The 18,956-nt window shown below is 68.9% G+C and carries 20 protein-coding genes; 12 read left to right on the forward strand and 8 right to left on the reverse strand.

The features are described 5' to 3' along the window. Positions 1 to 32 precede the first annotated feature (32 nt). Positions 33 to 602: an energy transducer TonB gene (locus ACQ66R_RS10550; RefSeq protein ID WP_430421742.1), complete on the forward strand. Its 570-nt coding sequence runs from the start codon at positions 33 to 35 to the stop codon at positions 600 to 602. Here ACQ66R_RS10550 and ACQ66R_RS10555 read toward each other — a convergent pair. Next, positions 599 to 1,711 carry a hypothetical protein gene (locus ACQ66R_RS10555; RefSeq protein ID WP_430421743.1) on the reverse strand — a complete coding sequence of 371 codons (1,113 nt, stop codon included), beginning with the start codon at positions 1,709 to 1,711 and terminating at the stop codon, positions 599 to 601. The two genes, ACQ66R_RS10550 and ACQ66R_RS10555, sit on opposite strands and share 4 nt — an antisense overlap. A gap of 105 nt (positions 1,712 to 1,816) precedes the next feature. Here ACQ66R_RS10555 and ACQ66R_RS10560 point away from each other — a divergent pair, with 105 nt between their 5' ends. The 3 genes from ACQ66R_RS10560 (at position 1,817) to ACQ66R_RS10570 (ending at position 4,683) form a co-directional block, all read left to right on the forward strand. Further along, complete coding sequence (locus ACQ66R_RS10560) at positions 1,817 to 3,130, forward strand: cytochrome P450 (RefSeq protein ID WP_430421745.1); 1,314 nt, start codon at positions 1,817 to 1,819, stop codon at positions 3,128 to 3,130. A gap of 147 nt (positions 3,131 to 3,277) precedes the next feature. Beyond that, on the forward strand, positions 3,278 to 4,303 hold the full coding sequence (locus ACQ66R_RS10565; protein WP_430421747.1) for a phosphotransferase family protein: 1,026 nt from the start codon (positions 3,278 to 3,280) through the stop codon (positions 4,301 to 4,303). Beyond that, entirely contained in the window at positions 4,300 to 4,683 is a 384-nt protein-coding gene (locus tag ACQ66R_RS10570; RefSeq protein WP_430421749.1) for a hypothetical protein, read from the forward strand. The genes ACQ66R_RS10565 and ACQ66R_RS10570 overlap by 4 nt, the downstream gene beginning before the upstream one ends. A gap of 32 nt (positions 4,684 to 4,715) precedes the next feature. Here the strand turns inward: ACQ66R_RS10570 and ACQ66R_RS10575 are convergent, their stop codons facing one another. Then, a complete protein-coding gene (locus ACQ66R_RS10575; RefSeq protein ID WP_430421750.1) occupies positions 4,716 to 5,615 on the reverse strand; it encodes a DsbA family oxidoreductase in 900 nt (299 codons plus the stop codon). 108 nt (positions 5,616 to 5,723) lie between these two features. On the opposite strand from ACQ66R_RS10575, the gene ACQ66R_RS10580 reads away from it, so the two are divergent. Then, the gene (locus ACQ66R_RS10580) at positions 5,724 to 5,894 is read left to right on the forward strand and encodes a hypothetical protein (protein ID WP_430421752.1); all 171 of its coding nucleotides are present in this window, start codon (positions 5,724 to 5,726) and stop codon (positions 5,892 to 5,894) included. Here ACQ66R_RS10580 and ACQ66R_RS10585 read toward each other — a convergent pair. After that, positions 5,891 to 6,199, reverse strand: coding sequence for an NIPSNAP family protein (locus ACQ66R_RS10585; protein WP_430421754.1), 309 nt, complete (start codon positions 6,197 to 6,199; stop codon positions 5,891 to 5,893). The genes ACQ66R_RS10580 and ACQ66R_RS10585 overlap by 4 nt on opposite strands. A 104-nt stretch (positions 6,200 to 6,303) precedes the next feature. Between ACQ66R_RS10585 and ACQ66R_RS10590 the strand changes: the two genes are divergently transcribed. Both ACQ66R_RS10590 and ACQ66R_RS10595 read left to right on the forward strand, forming a co-directional pair. Beyond that, positions 6,304 to 7,008 (forward strand): ArsR/SmtB family transcription factor, encoded by a 705-nt coding sequence (locus ACQ66R_RS10590; protein ID WP_430421755.1) that lies wholly within the window; start codon positions 6,304 to 6,306, stop codon positions 7,006 to 7,008. Between the two features lie 51 nt (positions 7,009 to 7,059). After that, a complete protein-coding gene (locus ACQ66R_RS10595; RefSeq protein WP_430421757.1) occupies positions 7,060 to 7,254 on the forward strand; it encodes a hypothetical protein in 195 nt (64 codons plus the stop codon). Here the strand turns inward: ACQ66R_RS10595 and ACQ66R_RS10600 are convergent. After that, positions 7,251 to 7,694, reverse strand: a complete 444-nt coding sequence (locus ACQ66R_RS10600) for a DUF1810 domain-containing protein (RefSeq protein WP_430421759.1) — start codon at positions 7,692 to 7,694, stop codon at positions 7,251 to 7,253. The two genes, ACQ66R_RS10595 and ACQ66R_RS10600, sit on opposite strands and share 4 nt — an antisense overlap. A gap of 106 nt (positions 7,695 to 7,800) precedes the next feature. On the opposite strand from ACQ66R_RS10600, the gene ACQ66R_RS10605 reads away from it, so the two are divergent. The 3 genes from ACQ66R_RS10605 to ACQ66R_RS10615 all read left to right on the forward strand — a co-directional run bounded on the left by ACQ66R_RS10605 (position 7,801) and on the right by ACQ66R_RS10615 (position 10,939). Further along, positions 7,801 to 8,208, forward strand: a complete 408-nt coding sequence (locus tag ACQ66R_RS10605) for a Zn-ribbon domain-containing OB-fold protein (RefSeq protein WP_430421760.1) — start codon at positions 7,801 to 7,803, stop codon at positions 8,206 to 8,208. Between the two features lie 4 nt (positions 8,209 to 8,212). Continuing rightward, on the forward strand, positions 8,213 to 9,355 hold the full coding sequence (locus ACQ66R_RS10610; RefSeq protein WP_430421762.1) for a thiolase C-terminal domain-containing protein: 1,143 nt from the start codon (positions 8,213 to 8,215) through the stop codon (positions 9,353 to 9,355). A gap of 222 nt (positions 9,356 to 9,577) precedes the next feature. After that, entirely contained in the window at positions 9,578 to 10,939 is a 1,362-nt protein-coding gene (locus tag ACQ66R_RS10615) for a CehA/McbA family metallohydrolase (RefSeq protein ID WP_430421764.1), read from the forward strand. Between the two features lie 106 nt (positions 10,940 to 11,045). Here ACQ66R_RS10615 and ACQ66R_RS10620 read toward each other — a convergent pair whose 3' ends face one another. Together ACQ66R_RS10620 and ACQ66R_RS10625 are read right to left on the reverse strand one after the other, a co-directional pair. After that, positions 11,046 to 12,185, reverse strand: a complete 1,140-nt coding sequence (locus ACQ66R_RS10620; RefSeq protein WP_430421766.1) for a pentapeptide repeat-containing protein — start codon at positions 12,183 to 12,185, stop codon at positions 11,046 to 11,048. 244 nt (positions 12,186 to 12,429) lie between these two features. Then, entirely contained in the window at positions 12,430 to 14,925 is a 2,496-nt protein-coding gene (locus ACQ66R_RS10625) for an ATP-binding protein (protein ID WP_430421768.1), read from the reverse strand. 323 nt (positions 14,926 to 15,248) lie between these two features. Here ACQ66R_RS10625 and ACQ66R_RS10630 point away from each other — a divergent pair, with 323 nt between their 5' ends. After that, the gene (locus tag ACQ66R_RS10630) at positions 15,249 to 16,418 is read left to right on the forward strand and encodes a Gfo/Idh/MocA family protein (RefSeq protein WP_430421770.1); all 1,170 of its coding nucleotides are present in this window, start codon (positions 15,249 to 15,251) and stop codon (positions 16,416 to 16,418) included. A 128-nt stretch (positions 16,419 to 16,546) separates the two neighbouring features. Here the strand turns inward: ACQ66R_RS10630 and ACQ66R_RS10635 are convergent, their stop codons facing one another. Beyond that, complete coding sequence (locus ACQ66R_RS10635; RefSeq protein WP_430421772.1) at positions 16,547 to 17,299, reverse strand: PIG-L deacetylase family protein; 753 nt, start codon at positions 17,297 to 17,299, stop codon at positions 16,547 to 16,549. After that, complete coding sequence (locus ACQ66R_RS10640) at positions 17,299 to 17,724, reverse strand: Lrp/AsnC family transcriptional regulator (protein WP_430421774.1); 426 nt, start codon at positions 17,722 to 17,724, stop codon at positions 17,299 to 17,301. The genes ACQ66R_RS10635 and ACQ66R_RS10640 overlap by 1 nt, the downstream gene beginning before the upstream one ends. A gap of 122 nt (positions 17,725 to 17,846) precedes the next feature. On the opposite strand from ACQ66R_RS10640, the gene ACQ66R_RS10645 reads away from it, so the two are divergent. Then, on the forward strand, positions 17,847 to 18,953 hold the full coding sequence (locus ACQ66R_RS10645; RefSeq protein ID WP_430421776.1) for a saccharopine dehydrogenase C-terminal domain-containing protein: 1,107 nt from the start codon (positions 17,847 to 17,849) through the stop codon (positions 18,951 to 18,953). The last annotated feature ends 3 nt before the right edge of the window (positions 18,954 to 18,956 follow it).

Raw genomic sequence — 18,956 nt, forward strand, 5'->3', positions numbered from 1 at the left:
TAGATTTGGCGCGACATGGGGGAGCTGCCGCTGTGAACGAGCCTGCGCGATGGCGGCGTGTGCCAGGCCAGCTTGAGCACCCGATCGCCTGGGTGTTCTGGGCGATCCTGATCTACACGATGTTGGCGATCGGCTTTCTGCTCGGAGACTACTTCCTCCTCGCGTTCCCCATCGCAATCGCGGTGGCGTGCGCGGCCATCTGGCTTGGCCACATGCTGCTCTGGATCGGCATCGCCCCGTTCACAGCACGCTTCTGGCCAGCCGTGACAGTGCACGCTCCACCCGCGTCCGACAGCGCCGATGCCAAGTACCTGACCGAGCCGAAGATCCAGTACCCGGCCTTCGCGCATGCCCGAGGGCAATGCGGTTGGGTCCAAGTCGCTATGCGTGTCTCAGCGGACGGGCAGGTTCTTCGTTACCGCATCATCGCTCAGGCGCCGGCCCGTACGTTCGCGGCGACGACGGCGCGCGCCCTAAGTTCGGCTCGCCTCCCGCCGGGCGAAGGGGTGCGCGAGTTTACGAGCGTGATCACGTTTGTGCTGGAGACCCCGACTGCTCCCGAGTGGGCGCGGGCGCGACTCGCCCAGCTTCAGGTCGCCTAGAGTCCCAACGGCCGATAGGGGCCGAGGATCAGCTGTTCGAAGACCCCGATGCCATGCTGGTCGGCCTGGCCGGGGACCTTGAGCGTCGCCTTGCTGATCGCCTGGATGTGCAGGTTGCTCATGTCGTTCGGATCGAAATTGGCGCAGTCGATGTCCTCGCGGGCCACCGCCAGCTCGCCCTTCAGCCCGCCATGGCGCCACTCGCCGCCATAGCCGATGCCGCGCATCAGGAACGTATTGCCGGTGGGCTCGATCGTCACCGTCGCCGCGCCCTGCTCCATCGGGATGGTCAGCACCCCGCGCCTGGCGTGCTTGGTCCCCGGGATCAGCTCGGTCTCCATGGTGGCCGCCTCGGTGTGATGCCCGCCCTCGGGCCCCGCGCCGTCGGGCAGGATCACCGCGCGCGTGTTCCACGGCTTGCCGTCGGCGTCGGCGTTGATGTGGAAGAACACCGAGCGGTCCTCGAAATTGATCGGCGACCACTGCCAGAAGAACTGAGCCATCATGCCGCCCGGGGTCGGCTGGGGATCGGGCGCGCCCACCGGCCGGATGCCCCACGAACGGTCGCGCGTGCCCACCCAGCCCGAGATCGCGATCCGCTCGCCGTCCACCTCGACCCAGCCCGACGCCCGCACGTTCTGTGTCAGCCGCGTGTAGTCCATGAACAGGCGCGGGCCGTTGCGCCGCACGAAGCGGGGCTCCTCGATCGGGAAGCTGCGCCCTTCGAAGGTGATCTCTCCGGCGATCCCGTCGGTCCCGGCCACCGTCACCTTCAGGATCTGCAGCGGCTCGACGATGTCGATGGCGATCGGGCCCACGCGGATGTCCATCCGCTCCATGCCCAGTACGCGGCTGGCATGCAGGCACCGCTCCTTGCCGTCCTTGACGATGGCGATGTGCGCGTCGGCCACGTTGAGGGCCGGATAGACCCCGAACGCCACCGCCACGAACACCGACCCGTCGGGCGCATAGGCGTTGAAGAAATAGCGGTCGTAGAAATTGCGGTCAGAGCCGGCATAGGCGATCGGCTCCGGCGTCTGGTGAATCGGATAATCGTCGCCCTTGGTCAGCACGCCGTTCTCTCCCTGATGACGTTGACGCGCGGTCATGCTTGCGGCCCGTCGCGTCGAGGTGTCTGTTCGGCCCCACGATAAGGACAAACTGGAGGCGTCGTCCCCGGTGACCTCGCGTCACTCGGACGGCGAAATTTGCGAATGAGCGTCATGACCGCCGCCGACCCCCGGATTCCTCAGCACGTCGCCGACAGCCTGGCGACGCCGGCCGACTATGCCTCGGGCAAGATCTTCGAATCCTATCGCTGGCTGCGCGCCAACCAGCCGTTCGGCGTCGCCAAGATCGAGGGCATCGACCCCTTCTGGGTGGCGACCAAGCATGCCGACATCCTGGAGATCAGCCGCCAGAACGACCTGTTCCACTCGGGCGACCGCTCGCCGACCCTGACCACCCAGGTGATGGACAAGAAGGTCCGCGAGATGATGGGCGGCAGCCCGCACCTGCTGCGCACGCTGGTCCAGATGGACGCGCCCGACCATCCCAAGTACCGGGCCCTCACCCAGGGCTGGTTCATGCCGCAGAACCTGCGCGGACTCGAGGATCGCATCCGCAAAATCGCGCGCACCGCCGTCGACAAGATGGCGGCCCTCGGCGACGAGTGCGACTTCGTCAACGAGGTGGCGCTGCACTATCCGCTGCACGTCATCATGACGATCCTGGGCGTGCCCGAGAGCGACGAGCCCCGCATGCTGAAGCTGACCCAGGAGCTGTTCGGCGCCGCCGACCCCGAGCTGGGGCGACGCAACGAGGCCGGGGCGCCCGCGGTCGGGGCCGGCGGCGGCGGCGAAGAGCCCCAGATGGACTTCGGCGTGATCATCGACTTCTCGAACTACTTCCGCGCCTTGTCCGAGGACCGGCGCAAGAACCCCACCGACGACCTCGCCACGATCATTGCCAACAGCCAGATCGACGGCCAGCCGATCTCCGACCTCGAGGCGATGAGCTACTACATCATCGTCGCCGCCGCGGGCCACGACACGACCTCGTCGTCTGTCGGGGGCGCCATGTGGGCGCTGGCCGAACGGCCGAGGGAACTGGCCAAGCTGCACGCCGATCCGTCGCTGATCGCGGGCCTGGTGGACGAGTCCATCCGCTGGACCACGCCGGTGAAGACCTTCATGCGCACCGCCACCGCCGACACCGAGTTCGCCGGCCGGCAGCTGAAGAAGAACGACTGGATCATGCTCTGCTACGCCTCGGGCAACCGGGACGAAGAGGTCTTCGACGCCCCCGACGATTTCCTCGTCGACCGCAAGCCCAACAAGCACCTGGCCTTCGGCTACGGCGCCCACCTGTGCCTGGGCCAGCACCTGGCCAAGATGGAGATGCGGATTCTCTGGGAAGAGATGATCCCGCGCCTGAAGTCGGTGGAGCTGGCCGGCGAACCCGCCATGAGCGAGGCGGTCTTCGTCAACGGCCCCAAGCGCCTGCCGATCCGCTTCAAGCTGGCCTAGCCGATTGGCCTGTCTCTCCTTACCCGTAGGGGGAGGGGGACCGCCGAAGGCGGTGGAGGGGGAGCGCCTCATCCGCCGCGCTCGGGCCCTGACCCCCTCCACCATGCGGCGCGTGGTCCCCCTCCCCCTAGGGGGGAGGAGGGCGGAATGACCCATCCCCTTGAACCCCGCCTGGCGACCTACATCGCCGGCCGGATGCCGGAAGCGACCGGCGTTGCTGTGCGCGCGCTCGAACGGATCTCTGGCGGGGCCAGTCGCGAGACGTACCGGTTCGTACTCGACTGGGTCGAGCACGGCGAGACGCGTACGCGGCGGATGATCCTGCGCCGCGACCCGCCCGCCAGCCTGATCGACACCGAGCGGCGCGTGGAATTCGAGGCCTATCGCGCCTTCCACGGCTCGGCCGTGCCGGTGCCTGAGATGCTGTGGCTGGAGGAAGGCTCCGACGCCCTCGACCATCCCTTCTTCGTCGCCGAGGAGATCGCCGGCTTCCAGGCCTCGCCGCAGATGCTGTTCGCCAGCGCGACCGCGGACGTCCTGGCCCGGGTCGCCGAGCGCAAGTGGACGATCCTGGGCGAGATCGCCAAGGCCGATCCCGAAGCTGTCGGCCTGACCCCCTGGATGGAAAGCCCGCCGCTTGCCGGCTGCTGGAAGCGCGAACTCGACCATTGGGAAGCCCTGATCGACAAGGACCAGGCCGAGCCGCTGCCGATCACCCGCGCCGCCATCCGCTGGCTGCGGGCCAATCCGCCGCCGCCGGCCCAGAAGATCAGCGTCGTCCACGGCGACTTCCGGACCGGGAACTTCCTCTACGACCCGGCCGGCGAGATCCACGGCGTGCTGGACTGGGAGATGGCCCACCTGGGCGACCCGCTGGAGGACCTGGGCTGGAGCCTGCAACCCGTCTGGAGCTTCGGAACCGGCCGCGCCGGCGGGCTGACCAGCCAGGCCGAGGCGGTGGCCATCTGGGAGCGCGCCAGCGGCCTCGAGGCCGACCCGGCCGCGCTGCACTGGTGGACGCTCTTCAACTGCGTGAAGGGCCAGGGCATCTGGGTGGGCTCTGCCGCCGCCTTCAACCGCGGGGGCAACAAGGCGCCGATCATGATCTATCCGGCCTGGTGGCTGATCAACGCTCAGGACCGTGCGATGCTGCAGGTAATGGGCAGGCTATGAACCCTTCCGTCCCGCCCGTGCTGGCCGAACTGGCGGCCCTGATGGTCCGCAACGCCGCGCCCGACGTGGCGCCCGCCGAACGCGCCAGCGACCTGGGCCTCACCTCGGCCCTGCTGGGCCTCGCCGCCGAGGTCTGGGACCGCCAGGCCGCGATCCTCGTCGACGAGAACCGCGCCGTCCGTGCGTTGCTGGGCGAGACGGGCGAGGACGCCGACCTTCGCATCTCCGCCCTCCAGGCCGAGAACAACCGCCTCCGCGCCGCGCTGATCGAGGCCCACGCCGCCGCCGAGGCCGCGGGCGACACCGCGCGCGAGGACGCGATCTGGGCCGAGCTGGTCGCCTCCACCGAACGCCGGAAGCTCTCCACCGCGCCGGTCTAGCCCTGCCTTCCCCCCGCAGTGGGAGAGGCAGGCTAAGCCCCGACCGCTTCCACCAGCCCCCGCGCCTTCGCCTCGACTGGCGTGAAGAACACCAGCCCGTCGCCCCAGTCATGGGTCACCACGCCGGCGGGCGGCTTGGCCCCCTCGCCGCACAGGAACGACAGCTCCTTGTCGGTCAGCACGCCCCAGCGGGCGAACGCCTGCGCCGGCGTCGGGTCGGGTCGACCGTTCGCGAGAATGCCCGGCGAGGCCGCTTCCAGCGCCGCCTCGTAGTCTTCGTAAGGCACCCAGCCCGCCGCCGTATGCTCGCCGCCGGGCCCGCGGAAGATCACCGTCGGCAAGGCGTAGCGGTCGTGGCCCTCGGAGTGCTTCAGCTCGCCATTCATCGGACTGTCGTGCTTCAGGTTCCGCACCCAGTCGTTGGGCTCGCGCGTCTCCTGCCAGTCCGCACGATAGGCGGCCGCCACTTCGGGCAGGTCGTAGTCGGCCAGCCAGCGGGCGACGTCGAGGCCCGGCACGTCCACCGCGGCGGCCGCGAACTCCTCAGGCGTCTGCGGGCCCAGCCCGAAGACGAAGATCTGCTCGCGGAACCGGCGCAGCACCGCATCGGCCACGTCCTGCCCCTGCCGCTCGGCCGCCTTGACCGCCTGGCCCAGCGGGTCGGTGGAGCGCAGCATCAGCTTCATCGGATTGGGATAGGGCATGTCGGTCAGGCGCCAGACGCGCTTCCAGTAGGCCCGCATCGGCTCGGCGGCGCTGACGCGGTCCCAGCCGTCCTTGCCCGTGGACGCGTCGCCCACCAGTCCGCCCATCACCTTGCGCCAGGCCAGGTTATGCCCATGCCGCCACGCCAGCCGGCGCAACAGTGGCTCTGCGCCCCAGGCCGTCGAGCAGACGGCGTCGGTGTATTCCACGACCTCGACGTGTTCCATGGACCGTTCCTCCGCTGTTTCGACGAACCGTCCGCCAAAACTGCGCCCACGTAAATCGCGCAGAAACCCCGCCGCGCTCTTCATGGGGGGCAACAGGGGGTGATGACGATGGCGGCCACCAAGCCGAAACCGGTCGACGCGCGCAGCGTCGAGTACAAGCTGATGGACGGTCACTACGACCGTATGCTCGCCGACTTCGAAGCCCAGATCGCCGACGCCGCCGCCACCCTGCGCCGCGCCTACGAAGCGATGAAGGCCGAGAACACGCTGCAGAGCTAGAGGGCCACCGGCGTCAGCCAGGTGCGTTCCTCGCTCAGGATGAACCGCTTGGCCTGGGCCATGGCGAAGTTGGCGGCGCCGGCCGCGTCGGCCCGTAGGCGCGCGCGGTACGCCTCATAGGCGGCCAGGCTTTCGAACGAGATCATCGCCAGAGCGACGTTGTTGGTCCCCTCGTGCGGCAGGAAATAGCCCAGCAGGTCGCCCCCGCACGCCGGGATGATGGTGAGCCAGTTGCGGGCGTAGGCCTCGAACTCGGCCGTCTGGAACGGGTCGATGACATAGCGGATGCAGCAGGTGACGGTCATGGGCGGGCTCCGGTTTCGGGTCGCCGTTCCCTAGCCGCCGGGCCGCCCGCGACGGTTCGGCCGTGGCCGAAGCATCCCGCCGCCGGCCGCGCTATGGTCGGCCCATGAAGCTCGGCCCCGACATCACCCGGATCGCCGCCCTGCTGGGCGAGCCGGCCCGCGCCAACATGCTGTCGGCCCTGATGGGCGGCGAGGCCTGGACCGCCGGAGAGCTGGCCCGCGAGGCCGGCGTCACGCCGCAGACCGCCAGCTCGCACCTGGCCCAGCTGGAGGCCGGCGGACTGATCCGCCGCCGCTGCGAAGGCCGCCACAACTACTTCGTCCTCGCCGGGCAGGACGTCGCCGACGTGATGGAACAGTTGGCCCTGCTGGCCGGCCGCGCGGGTCACATGCGCACCCGCCCCGGCCCCCGGGACCCGGCGATGCGCAAGGCGCGCGTCTGCTACAACCACCTGGCCGGCGACGCGGGCGTGGCCATGCTGGACGCCCTGATCGCCCAGGGCCGCATCGTCGACCGCGAGGGCTCGCTGGTCATCACCGACGCCGGCCGCGCCTTCGCCCGCGACTTCGGTGTCTGCCTGGACGCCTCGGCCAAGCGCCCGCTCTGCAAGGCCTGCCTGGACTGGAGCGTGCGCCGCAGCCACCTCGCCGGCCAGTTCGGCATCGGCCTGCTGGACCGCATCTACGCCCTGGGCTGGGCCCGCCGCGTCGAGGGAACCCGCATCGTCGCCTTCTCAGCCCCCGGCCAGCACGCCTTCGAACAGATCTTCGGGCGGATCGGCGAGCCAGTCGCCATGACCAGCCCTTAGGTTTTCGTTCACCATGCTCATCCGTCGCGGGTGTGCGCACGTACAAGCTGTATGAGCCATGTTTCGCCCCGGTCCTGGGCCCCCGCCCAACACGACCTCAGCCTCCCGCGCTGGGCGTTCGTGGCGTGGCTGACGCATTGCCGTCAGGCCGACGCGCCGCGGCCGGTGCTGACGCTGGCGCCCGCCGGCGATATCGAAACCAGCCTTCGCGCGCGCCTTCTGCGGGAAGTGGCGCCGCAGGCCTAGACCCCCAGGCGCTTCAGGGTCTGCTTGTCGAAGCCGCCGGGGAAGTACTTCACCAGCGCCATCATGAACTCGGTGTTGTCGTCGGTCGCATGCGCGAACAGCGTCAGGCACGCGCGGAACTTCCGGTCGTCAGGTCGGCCGAAGATCTGGAACGCCGACCGACCCTGCACCCCGTTCAGCGCCGCCACGCAGCTCCGCAGCCGCGGGCCCAGGATCGGGTGGCCCAGGTAGGCCTTCGCCTCGCCCAGGCTGATGATCCCGTACGTCCGCGACATCGCGCTCTCGCCCAGGCCCAAAAGCTGGGGCAGGACGAACCACATCCAGTGGGTCTGCTTCTGGCCCGCACGCAGCTCGGCCAGGGCGGCCTCGTAGGTCGTCCCCGTCCCCGCCGGCGCGTCCTGCGCCCGCACGTATCGCCCTAGGTCATAGTCGTCGCCCATCGCGGCATTCCAGCACGTGACAACGGCCGCGGTCTCGTCTTTCCTGCGGCGCTGCTATTTCGCAGCCCAGACCAAACCGATTTTTCGAAGGGGACGGATTTTTCAGATGCCATCACGCATGTTGCCGGAGCCGACGCCGGAGACCCGCCATTTCTGGGAAGGCGCGCTGAAGGGCGAACTCCTTCTGCAGCGCAATCGAGACACCCAGGAAGCCTATTTCCCACCTCGTCCCTTCTGCCCGAAGACCGGCTCGCGCGACGTCGAGGTCTTCAAGGCCAGCGGCCGCGCCGTCCTGTGGTCGTATGTGATCAACCACCGCCCCCGTCCCGACATGGGGACCGAGCCCTACGCCATCGCGGTGGTGAAGCTCGAGGAAGGCCCCACCATGATGACCAACATCGTGGGCTGCCCTCAGACGCCTGAAGCGCTGCAGCTCGACATGCCCCTGGAGGTCGTCTTCGAGAAGATGAGCGACACCATCGCCCTTCCCTTCTTCAAGCCGGCCGGAGCCTGATCCCATGAAACCCGGATCTGTCGCGGTCGTCGGGGCCGCTGAAACCACCAAGATGGGCGTCATCCCGGACCTGTCCGTGATCGGCCTGCACGCCGACGCCGCGCTGAACGCGATGGCCGATGCGGGCCTGAAGCCGTCCGACATCGACGGCGTCGCCACCGCCGGCGTCAGCCCCACCGAGCTGGCCTGGTACCTAGGGATCAAGCCGAACTACGCCGACGGCACGTCGGTGGGCGGCTGCTCGTTCATGCTGCATGTGCGTCACGCCGCGGCGGCGATCGCGGCCGGCCATGCCAAGACCATCCTCGTCACCCACGGCGAGTCGGGTAAGAGCCGCGTCGGCGCCGGCCGCTTCAGCGCCTCGCCCTCCAGCCTCGCCGGCCAGTTCGAGATGCCGTACGGCCCCGTCGGCCCGCCCAGCATGTTCACGGTGCCGGTGCTGCGCTACCTGAAGACCCGCGGCTACACCCAGGAGGACCTGGCGCACGTCGCCGTGGTCCAACGCGAGTGGGCGGCGAAGAACCCGCGGGCCACCTTCAAGGACCCCATCACCGTCGACGACGTGATGAACTCGCGGATGATCGCCTATCCGTTCCGCATCCTGATGTGCTGCCTGGTCACCGACGGCGGCGGCGCCCTGATCCTCACCTCGGCCGACCGGGCCAAGGACTTCCCGCAAAAGCCGGTCTACGTGCTGGGCACGGGTGAGAGCGTCGAGACCCCGCTGGTCAGCCAGATGTACGACTCGAACTCGTCCACCGCGTTCCGCATCAGCGGCAAGGCGGCGTTCGAGGAGGCGGGCATCAAGCACGCCGACGTCGACCACCTGATGATCTACGACGCCTTCGCCCACCTGCCGCTCTACGGCCTGGAGGACCTGGGCTTCGTGAAGCCGGGCGAGGCGGCGGCCTTCATCCGCGAGGGCAACACCCGCGCGGGCGGCAAGCTGCCGCTCAACACCAACGGCGGCGGCCTCAGCTACATGCACTCGGGCATGTACGGCATGTACGCCCTGCAGGAGAGCGTCCGGCAGATGCGCGGGATCGCCCCCGCCCAGGTGCCGGGCGCCAAGATCAGCGTCTGCCAGGGCGTCGGCGGCATGTTCGGCGCCGCCGGCACCGTGATCTTCGGCAACGAGGCGCCGTAGGCATCAGTGCGGCCTCAGCGCCCTCTCCACCGCTTCGCGGTCCCCCTCCCCCATGGGCATGGGGGAGGACCTGATGCGGCGCGATCGGCCCAAGTTCCTCCCCCGCCCGGCGGGGGAGGGGGACCCGAAGGGTGGAGGGGGCGCTGGGCCGGCGCGATCGTCGCGGGTCTGCTGCTCGCCACGCCGGCCTTCGCCGCCGAGACGTTCACGCTCACCGGCGTCATGACCGGCGCCGATCACCAGACCTACCGGGAGGTTCCGTTCCGGGTGCCCGCCGGGACCACCGCGGTCACCGTCCAGTTCAGCTACACCGGCAAGGACGAGAAGTCGGTGATCGACCTGGGGCTCCGCGATCCCCAGCGCCTGCGGGGCTGGAGCGGCGGGAACAAGTCGCGGTTCACGCTGACCGAGACCTGGGCCACGCCCTCGTACCTGCCCGGCCCGCTGCCGGCCGGCGAGTGGAAGCTGATCCTGGGCGTTCCCAACCTGCGCAAGGACGCCCGCGCCGAATACAGAGCGACCATCACCCTGGACGACAGCCTGGTATTCCACGGCTTCGCCGAGGCGCCGCTGAAGGCCGGCCCCGGCTGGTACCGCGGCGACCTCCATGTCCACACCCAGCATTCCGACGGCGGCTGTCCCTCGCAGACCGGCCGCCGCGTCCCCTGCCCCACCTTCCGCACCCTGGACGCGGCCGTCGCGCGCGGCCTCGATTTCGTGGCGGTCACCGACCACAACACGCCGTCCCACTTCCAGGACCTGGCCGAGCTCCAGGGCGCCTACGACGCCCTGCTGGTCATCCCCGGCCGCGAGGTCACCACCTTCCAGGGCCACGCCAACGTCCTGGGCATGACCGCGCCGCTGGACTTCCAGCTGGGCGGCCCGCGCGCCCCGGACGTGGCCGCGATCCTGAACCAGGTCGAGAAAGCCGGCGGCCTCTTCGTCATCAACCATCCCGGCCTGCCCTCGGGCGAGGCCTGCATGGGCTGCGGCTGGACGGCCAAGACGGACGACGCCCGCGTGCCCGCGATCGAGGTGGTCAACGGCGTGGGCGCCACCGGCCCGCTGTCGGGCATCCCCTTCTGGGAGACGCGGCTGAACGCCGGCCACCGGGTCACCGCCGTGGGCGGTTCCGACAACCATGACCCCAGCCTGACCGGTCTGCGCGGCGTGGGGACGCCCACCACCGTCGTGCGCGCCGACAACCTCTCTCAGGACGCCGTCCTGGCCGCCATCCGCGCCGGCCACGTCTTCGTCGACACCCAGGGAACCCGCGATCGCCTGCTTGACGTGACCGCCCGGGCGGGCGGCGTCACGGCCGGCATGGGCGACGTCCTGGCCTTGGAGAAAGGCGCCCTGCTCCGGCTGCACATCCAGGTGAAGGGCGCGGCCGGCGGCCAGATCGTGGTCCGCAGCGACGAGCCGAAGTTCGTCCCGCCGCCCATTCTCATCGAGAGCGCCGACATCACCACCGACGTCGCCTTCGGCATCGACGGCAAACGCCACTGGGTCCGTATCGACGTCCTGGGCCCCGACGGCGCCCTCTGGCTCCTCGGCAATCCGATCTACCTGGCGAAGCCCTGAGGCAGCACGCTCCTCTCCCAGGCGCGGAGCGCCGTGGGTTTAACGCACCTCAGAATTGCGCGATCACTGCCGCCCTTCAGCCGTTTACGGCCCGTGCGATGGGCGCTCATACGTCTGCAGGTCGTGCGCGGACCATTGAGGCCAAGCCCGTCCCTGACAACACAGCGCCGTCAAGTTCCACGAGCTTCACCGCACCGTTGACAAGCCTGAGGCTGCCAACGTCACTCCGCGCGAATGATGCGTGCGCCAGATTTGCGCCCTTGAAAGAGGCGCCTCGCAGGTCCGCCTCATTGAAATCCGCCGCCCGGAGGTCCGCGCCGTCGAAGGTCGCCCCGGCCAACTGGGCGCCGCGGAAGCTGACGCCGACCGCGAGAGCACGACGCGCCGATAGGCCCGGAAGCGAGAGCCCGGCCAGTTGCCCTTTCAGCGGTCGGATATCTCCGCCGTCTAACGCGAAAGGAGCACCCTCTCGGCCACCCGTGCGCGCCCAGAGGTCCATGCTTCGCGCGCCTTGCAGCAGGACCTCGGCGGCCTCAACCGCTGTCTCGTCGGGATCGAGGAGGCAGTCCTTGAAGCGCGACGGCGGCAAACCGAGCGCACGAATATCAATCCCGGTGAGAATCGATCCTCGTAGCACTGCGCCCTCCAGCCGTGCTCCCTGGAGATCAGCGTCGGCAAGGTTGGCGTTGGACAGGTTTGCATTCTTGAGATTTGCGCCGCGTAGTCGAGCTCCCCTGAGCGTCGCGTTGCTGAAGTCGACGGAGTGGGCTGTCACATCGCTAAGCTCCGCATTTTCCAAGCGCGCTCCCGCGAGGCTTCCGGCGCCCCCGATCCATTGCAATCCCACGAGATCGTCCGCCGCGACGAGGACAGCGGCTCGCAGATCCGCCTCGTCCATGACAGCATCTTTCAGGACGGCGCCCGCGAGGTTCGCCCCCCGCAGGTCTGCCCGCGTGAGATCCGCTCCGGTGAAATTGGTGTTCGCCAGGTTCGCACAGTGCAGGCTGGTGCGCTGCAGTCGACTGGCAATGAATGTCGTGGCCGACAGGTCAGCTCCGGTGAAGTCGGCGTCGGACAGATTTCTGCGGTCGCACCTTAGTCGACGAGCGACGATTAGGCGTTGGATCGCTCGAGTTCCGCCGCGCCGTCCGCCGACGAACGCCTCGTGGCGCCTCACGAGCAACTCGAACTCCTCGGGCGTTAATGCCCTCGGAATGATCTGCGGTTGATATCCGCGCCAAGCCATGGAACGTGGATACCCGGGCGGCTTAAAGGTCAAGTTAACGCGCTTAGCGGCGGCATCGTCTCAAATGGTCAGATCGCACAGGATCGGTGGCCGCCCGCGGATTTTGCGGGACGACGCCCCCGCGCACGGCGTTGGCGAATCTTGCTGGTTCCCGGCAACATCGCAGCGCGGCGCCGCCCTCTCCCGGCCTCTCCCACCGCGCTCCGCGCCTGGGAGAGGAGGTGCGCGTCTGAAAGGGTCCGCGCTACGCCGCCGCCTCTTCCGCCTGTCCCTCGGCGCCAGCCATCGCATGCAGGATGGCTTCGATCAGGGCGTCAGCGCGGATCGGCTTTGAGAGGTGGGCGTCGGCCCCCGCCTCAAGGCTGGACTTCACATGTTCATCCAGCGCGTTGGCGGTCAGCATGATCACCGGTGTCCGCGGCGCGCCCTGCTCACGCTCCCAGGCGCGCAGCTGAGCGGTCGCCGACAGGCCGTCCAGCTCGGGCATCTGCATGTCCATCAACACCACGTCGAACCGGCCCGCCTGCAGCGCCTCCAGAGCCAGCCGGCCGTTCTCGACGATCACCGGCTCGATCCCGACCGAGTCCAGCACCAGCTGGACGACCTTCTGATTGGTCGGATGGTCCTCGGCCAGCAGCACGCGCGCGCCCGCGATATCGAAACCCTCGAAGGCGTCTTCCTCGACCTCGACCGCCGCGCCGTCCAACAGCTCGAGCGGGGTCATCACCGAGAAGGTCGAGCCCTTGCCGGGTTCCGACGCCACCGAGATCGTGCCGCCCATCAGCTCCACCAGCGAGCGGCTGATCGCCAGCCCCAGGCCCGTCCCGCCGAAGCGGCGGCGGATCGAGGCGTCGGCCTGCTCGAAGCGGCGGAACAGGCGCTCGCGCACCTCGTCGTCGAAGCCGATGCCCGTGTCGGCGACGGTGAAGCAGACCGCGCCGCCGGCCGCCTCGACTTCCAGCCGCACGTCGCCCGCCTCCGTGAACTTCACCGCATTGGACAGCAGATTCGACAGCACCTGGGTCAGGCGTACCGTATCGCCCGCGAACCGGCGGTCGGCCTCGGGCGCCACCACCCAGCTGAACCCAAGGCCCTTGGTCTCGGCCGAAGCCCGATGCAGCTCAGCGATCCGGCTGACCAGGGTGGTCATCGAAAACTCGTCGCGGCTCAGCTTGATCTCGCCGGCCTCGATCTTCGAGAAGTCGAGGATGTCGGTCAGCACCCGCTCCAGCAGGCGGCCTGACGAGACGATCAGCTCGGCCAGCTCCTTGCCCTTGGGCGTCGCCTGCTCGCGCGACAGGGTCTCGGAAATGGCGATCACCCCGTTCAGGGGCGTGCGCAGCTCGTGGCTCATGTTGGCCAGGAACCGCGACTTCTCGGCATTGGCGCGTTCCAGCTGGGCGGTGCGCTCCTGCACCCGGTCCTCCAGCGAGGCCATGATGCCCTCGGCCTTCTCGCGGTCGGCGCGCAGCGCGCGGGCCAGCACGCCGATCTCGTCGTTGCGGGCCTCCTCTTCGCTGACGTCCGGTCGCGCCGACTGGCCCGGCTCGCACGAGTCCGCCAGCCGCTGAAGCGGCCAGACGATGGCGCGCCGGGCCACGAACACCACCAGCAGCGTCTGCATCACCGCGAAAATCGCGCCCACCACCAGCAGCCACGAGGCCGATCGCGCGGCCGAGGCCGCCACCTGGGCCCGGGGATAGGTCAGCATCAGGTACCAGTCCGGCCCCGCCAGCTGGCCGAACGCCACGATCTGCTGGCCGTCGGGACTGGTGATCACTCCGCTGATCTTGCCGGTCTTGCGGATGGCGTCCACCAGGGCCTTGAGTTGCAGTTCACGCTCGTACCGGGCGACGGTCTTTTCCGAGGCCTTGCCCGGCGTGGTGAAGCCCGGATAGGCGATCAGCTCGCCCTTGCCGGTGACCAGCAGGGTCGAGGCGCCCGGCAGCGAGGTCTTGACCGCATTGGCCAGGAACCCGGTCAGCTCGATCGTAGAGCCGAAGGCCCCGACGTAGCGGTTGTTGACGTAGACGGGCGTCAGGCAGGCCGTCGCCAGGCGCTCGCCCACCGTGTCCTGGATCAGCCGCTGCAGGTTGGTGCAGCGTGTCAGGCGCCGCGGATTGTTCGCCGGGATGGTCAGCGACATCATCTCTTCCTTCGAGATGTCGAGATCGGCCGGCGCCTCGTGGCGGTAGAACATCAGCTTGTCGGGACGTTCGGGCCCGAACATCACCAGCCGAGTGTGCGGCGGGATGAAGAAGTAGAAGTTGTCGTAGTCCTTGCGCGCCGCCTGGCCGAAGGTCGCCACCAGGCGGAACGACGTCACCAGCGCCTTCTTCTGGTCCATCGGCAGGGTCTCGGCGTCGCCGATGAACGAGCCCATCCCGTAGAGGTAGCTGGCGTTGATCATGGTGCCGTCGAAGTACGCATCGCGGCTGCGGCGGGTCCCGTCCGGCCGCAGCGGGAAGTACTCCTCGAGCATCCGCTCGGTCTCGGCCTCGGAGATGTGATTGATCCGCCGCTCGAGCTCTTCGCCGGCCGCTTGGTGCAGCGCCGTCAGGTTGGAGAAGCGGCGTTCGACGTTGCTGGAGCGCTCGCGGACATAGTCCTGCAGGAACGCGATCTGGCGCTGCTCCAGCTCGCGCTTGAAGACCAGGAAGGCGCCTAGCGTCCCCAGGATGGTCACGAGCAGCGACATGACGCCGACGCTGACCAGAAACCTGCGCGAAAGAGATCTCATCGCCCGACGGGGCTCCCCAAGTGCCGGGCATCCTTGACGCTCTTATGTTTAAGCGGGGTAACCGAGCCGTACCATTCGCCCAATCGTCGCACGCTGTTCTGTCGAACACTGTGGTTGGAGCAACGAGTTCCTCCCCCGATGTCGGGGAGGGGGACCACGAAGTGGTGGAAGGGGCGTTGGGGCCGCCCGCCGAGCGGCTGACCCGTCTTGCCACGAGCAGCGCCCCCTCCACCGCTTCGCGGTCCCCCTCCAGCATCGCGATGGAGAGGAACTTGGCGCGCCTTGCCTGGCGTGGCTTGATGCGCCCAAGGGGGAGACATCACATGACCACCTACCGCATCGGCGTCATCGGCCTGGGCCAGCGGATCGCGCATGTCCTGGCGGCGATGAAGGAGGTGGGCTGGAGCTTCGTGCTCGAGGCCTATGCCGATCCCGCCCCGGTCGGCGCACCGATCCTGGAGGCGGCCGACATCCGCATGGGCCGGCCATGCGCCGATCCGGCCGAGCTGATCGCGCGAGGGCCCTACGATCTCCTGATGCTGGGCGCGCCCAACCATCTGCACTTCGAGCACCTGATGGTGGCGATGCAGACCGGCTGGCCGATCTTCGCCGAGAAGCCGATCGTGCGCACCGAGGACGAGACCGAGGCGCTGGCCCGCCGGCTCGCCCAGCCGGCGCCCCCGATCTACGTGGGCCTGGTCATGCGCTCGCTGCCGATCGTGCGCGAGGTGATCGATCGGATCGACCGCGGCGAACTGGGCGAGCTGGTCTCCATCGACGCCACCGAGCACCTGGGTCCCGAACACGGCGCCTACCTGGCCCGCAACTGGCGGCGCAAACAGGCCTGGGGCGGATCGTATCTGCTGGACAAGGTGGTCCACGACTTCGACGTCTTTGGCCGCTTCGTCGGCGCGCGGCCCGAGCGGGTGGCCAGCTTCGGCGGTCGCCGCATCTTCAGGTCGGACCGCGGCGAGATCGCGCGCGTCTACGAAGACGGTTCCGACGCCTACGCCTATCGCGACGCCGGCTGGAACGCCTCGAACGACGCCTTCCAGTCCGACATGGACGTCACCGACCATCAGGTGGCGCTGGTCGAGTACGAGAACCAGGTGCGGCTGTCGTTCCACGCCAACAGCCACAGTTCGCTGACCGAGCGCCGCTGGTACGTGGCCGGGACCGACGGCACGCTGATCGCCGACCTCGTGCGCAACAAGCTGATGGTCCGCCGCGCCCTGTTCCGCGGCAAGCCCGAGAAGGTGGAATACGGCGGCGTCACCGCCGACGCCCACAACGGCGCCGACCAGGCCATGGCCCTGGACCTGCTGGCCGCCCTGGAATCCCGCGCCGCCTTCCCCGTGACCCCATACGAGTCGATGGAAGCCGGCCTGACCGTCATGGCCATCGACCGTGCCATGGAAGCCCGCCAGGTCATCAACTGCGCCCCGATGTGGGCGAGGTATGACGCGGCGTGCAAAGCGCCGGCGAGCGCCTGAAGCATCACCTCCTCCTCCGTAGGGGGGAGGGGGACCATGCGCAGCATGGTGGAGGGGGCTTCGCCGGGAGCGCTGAGCTAAGGGTGTTCCCCCTCCCCCTACGGGTGAGGAGGGGTGCGAGGCGCCCCTCAGGGATTCAGAACCACCGCGCCCAGCAGGTGCTGCAGCTTCATCTCGCGCGGGTACGGCGGGTGGCGGTACTGGCGGAAGCCCTCGGCGTAGCTGACGCCGAAATCGTGGCCGACCTTGCGGGTCCAGGCGTCCATGTCGCCCACGAAATCGGAGATGCCGTGCTGTCGGGCCACCCAGGCTACCTGGCTGCGATGCTCGGCCACCATCGCCCGCTTGGTGTCGTAGTGCCGGCCGATGTCGACACCGAACTCGCGACGGAGCGGGTTGCCGTCGCGGTCGCGGCCGCCGATGGCGTCGGTGAAATAGAGCGGCGGGATGCCCGGCAGCGCCGGCGCGGCGCCGGTGCGATAGTTGGCCACAGGAGCGGCGAAGCAGGCGTCGCGCACCAGCAGGCTGATCGCCTCGTGGTCGGGGTGGTAGTCGGCGGGCGAGGCGGTGATGACCACGTCCGGCGTGGTCTCGCGCAACAGCTCGGTCACCTTCCGGCGCGAGGCGTCGTCGTTGAACACGCCCAGGTCCGGGAAGCCCAGGCACCTGTGATGGGCGCCGATCCGGCCCGCGGCCGCCGCGCCCTCGGCCAGCCGCGTTCGACCGGTCTCGTTGGGCGGGAGGTCGGCCGAGCCGCCCTCGCCGGCCGTGGCCGTCACCATCGTCACCGCATGTCCCAGGGACGCCAGATAGGCCAGCGTGCCGCCGGCCAGGATCTCGAGGTCGTCAGGGTGGGCGTGGACAGCGACGATTTTGGCCATCAGCGATCGAACTTCGTGGACAGGACAAGCGACGTGTTGGTCCGCTCGACGCCCTTCACGGCGCCGATCTCGTCGATCACGGCGTCCATGTCGGCGACCCCCGCGGCCTCAACCGTAGCGATCATATCGAACGGCCCGCTAACAGACTGTAGACGCCGCACGCCCGGCATCCGCTTGAGCGCCGCCGTCACGGCCGCCGCCTGCTTGGGCTCGACCGTCAGCATGACGAACGCCTGCACCCGGCCGGCCTCGTAGGCGCCCGCCAGACGCACCGCATAGCCCGCGATGACCCCGCTGCGCTCCAGCTTGGCCAGCCGGCTCTGCACCGTGGTCCGCGACAGCCCCAGCGCCCGCGCCAGCTCCGCCACCGGCGCCCGCGCATTGTCCCGCAGCCGCGCCAGCAGATGCTCGTCGAGGTCATCCATTCGTCGTTCCGCACAATAGGATCGTCAATTCGCCCAAACTACACCAGCATATCGCCGGTGCGCCAATTGAAAGTGGCCGCCAAGGCCCAGATCCTGGGGTCAGTACAACAAGGGGTCACACCATGCGCAAGGTCGCCGTCGTCGGGGCAGGCAAGATCGGATCCACCGTCGTCGACCTGCTGGTCGGCTCGGGCAGCTACGAGGTCGTGCTGATCGACCAGTCGGCCGAGGCGCTCGCCGAGTTCGCCGGCCGCGCCCAGATCTCCACCGCCGCCCTCGCCATCGACAACCCGGCCCAGCTGGAAGGCGCTATGACCGGCTGCTTCGCCGCCGTGAACTGCGCCCCCTACCACCTGACCATCGCCGTCGCCCGCGCCGCCAAGGCCGCCGGCGCCCACTACCTGGACCTGACCGAGGACGTCGCCTCCAGCCGCGTGGTCCGCGACCTCGCCGCCGACGCCGCGACGGCCTTCATCCCGCAATGCGGCCTGGCCCCCGGCTTCATCACCATCGCCGCCTGGGACCTGATCAAGCACTTCGACCAGCTGCACGACGTGCGCCTGCGGGTCGGCGCCCTGCCGCGCTATCCCTCGAACGCGCTGAACTACAATCTCACCTGGTCGACCGACGGCGTCATCAACGAGTACTGCGAGCCCTGCGAGGCCATCGTCAACGGCGCGCTGCGCGAGACGCCGGCCATGGAAGAGCGCGAGGAGTTCGCCCTCGACGGCGTCACCTACGAGGCTTTCAACACCTCGGGCGGCCTGGGCACCCTGTGCCACACGCTGGACGGCCAGGTCCGCAACCTCAACTACAAGACCATTCGCTATCCGGGCCACGCGGCGATCATCAAGGCGCTGCTGAACGACCTGAACCTGCGCAACCGCCGCGACGTTCTCAAGGACATCCTCGAGAACTCGGTCCCGGCCACCATGCAGGACGTGGTCATCGTCTTCGTCACCGTCTCGGGGATGAAGAAGGGCCACCTGATGCAGGAGACCTACGTCAACAAGGTCTTCGCTCAGGAAGTGGGCGGCGAGGTGAAGAGCGCCATCCAGATCACCACCGCCGGCGCCATCTGCGCGGTGCTGGACATGCTGGCAGACGGCTCACTGCCCGCGCAGGGCTTCATCCGGCAGGAGGATATCCCGCTGCACGCCTTCCTCGCGAACCGCTTCGGGCGCTATTACGCGCCGGAGGCCCCGCTCCTTCGCGCTGCTGCAGAGTAGACC

Source organism: Phenylobacterium sp., assembly GCF_965284355.1.
Classification (GTDB): Bacteria; Pseudomonadota; Alphaproteobacteria; order Caulobacterales; family Caulobacteraceae; genus Phenylobacterium.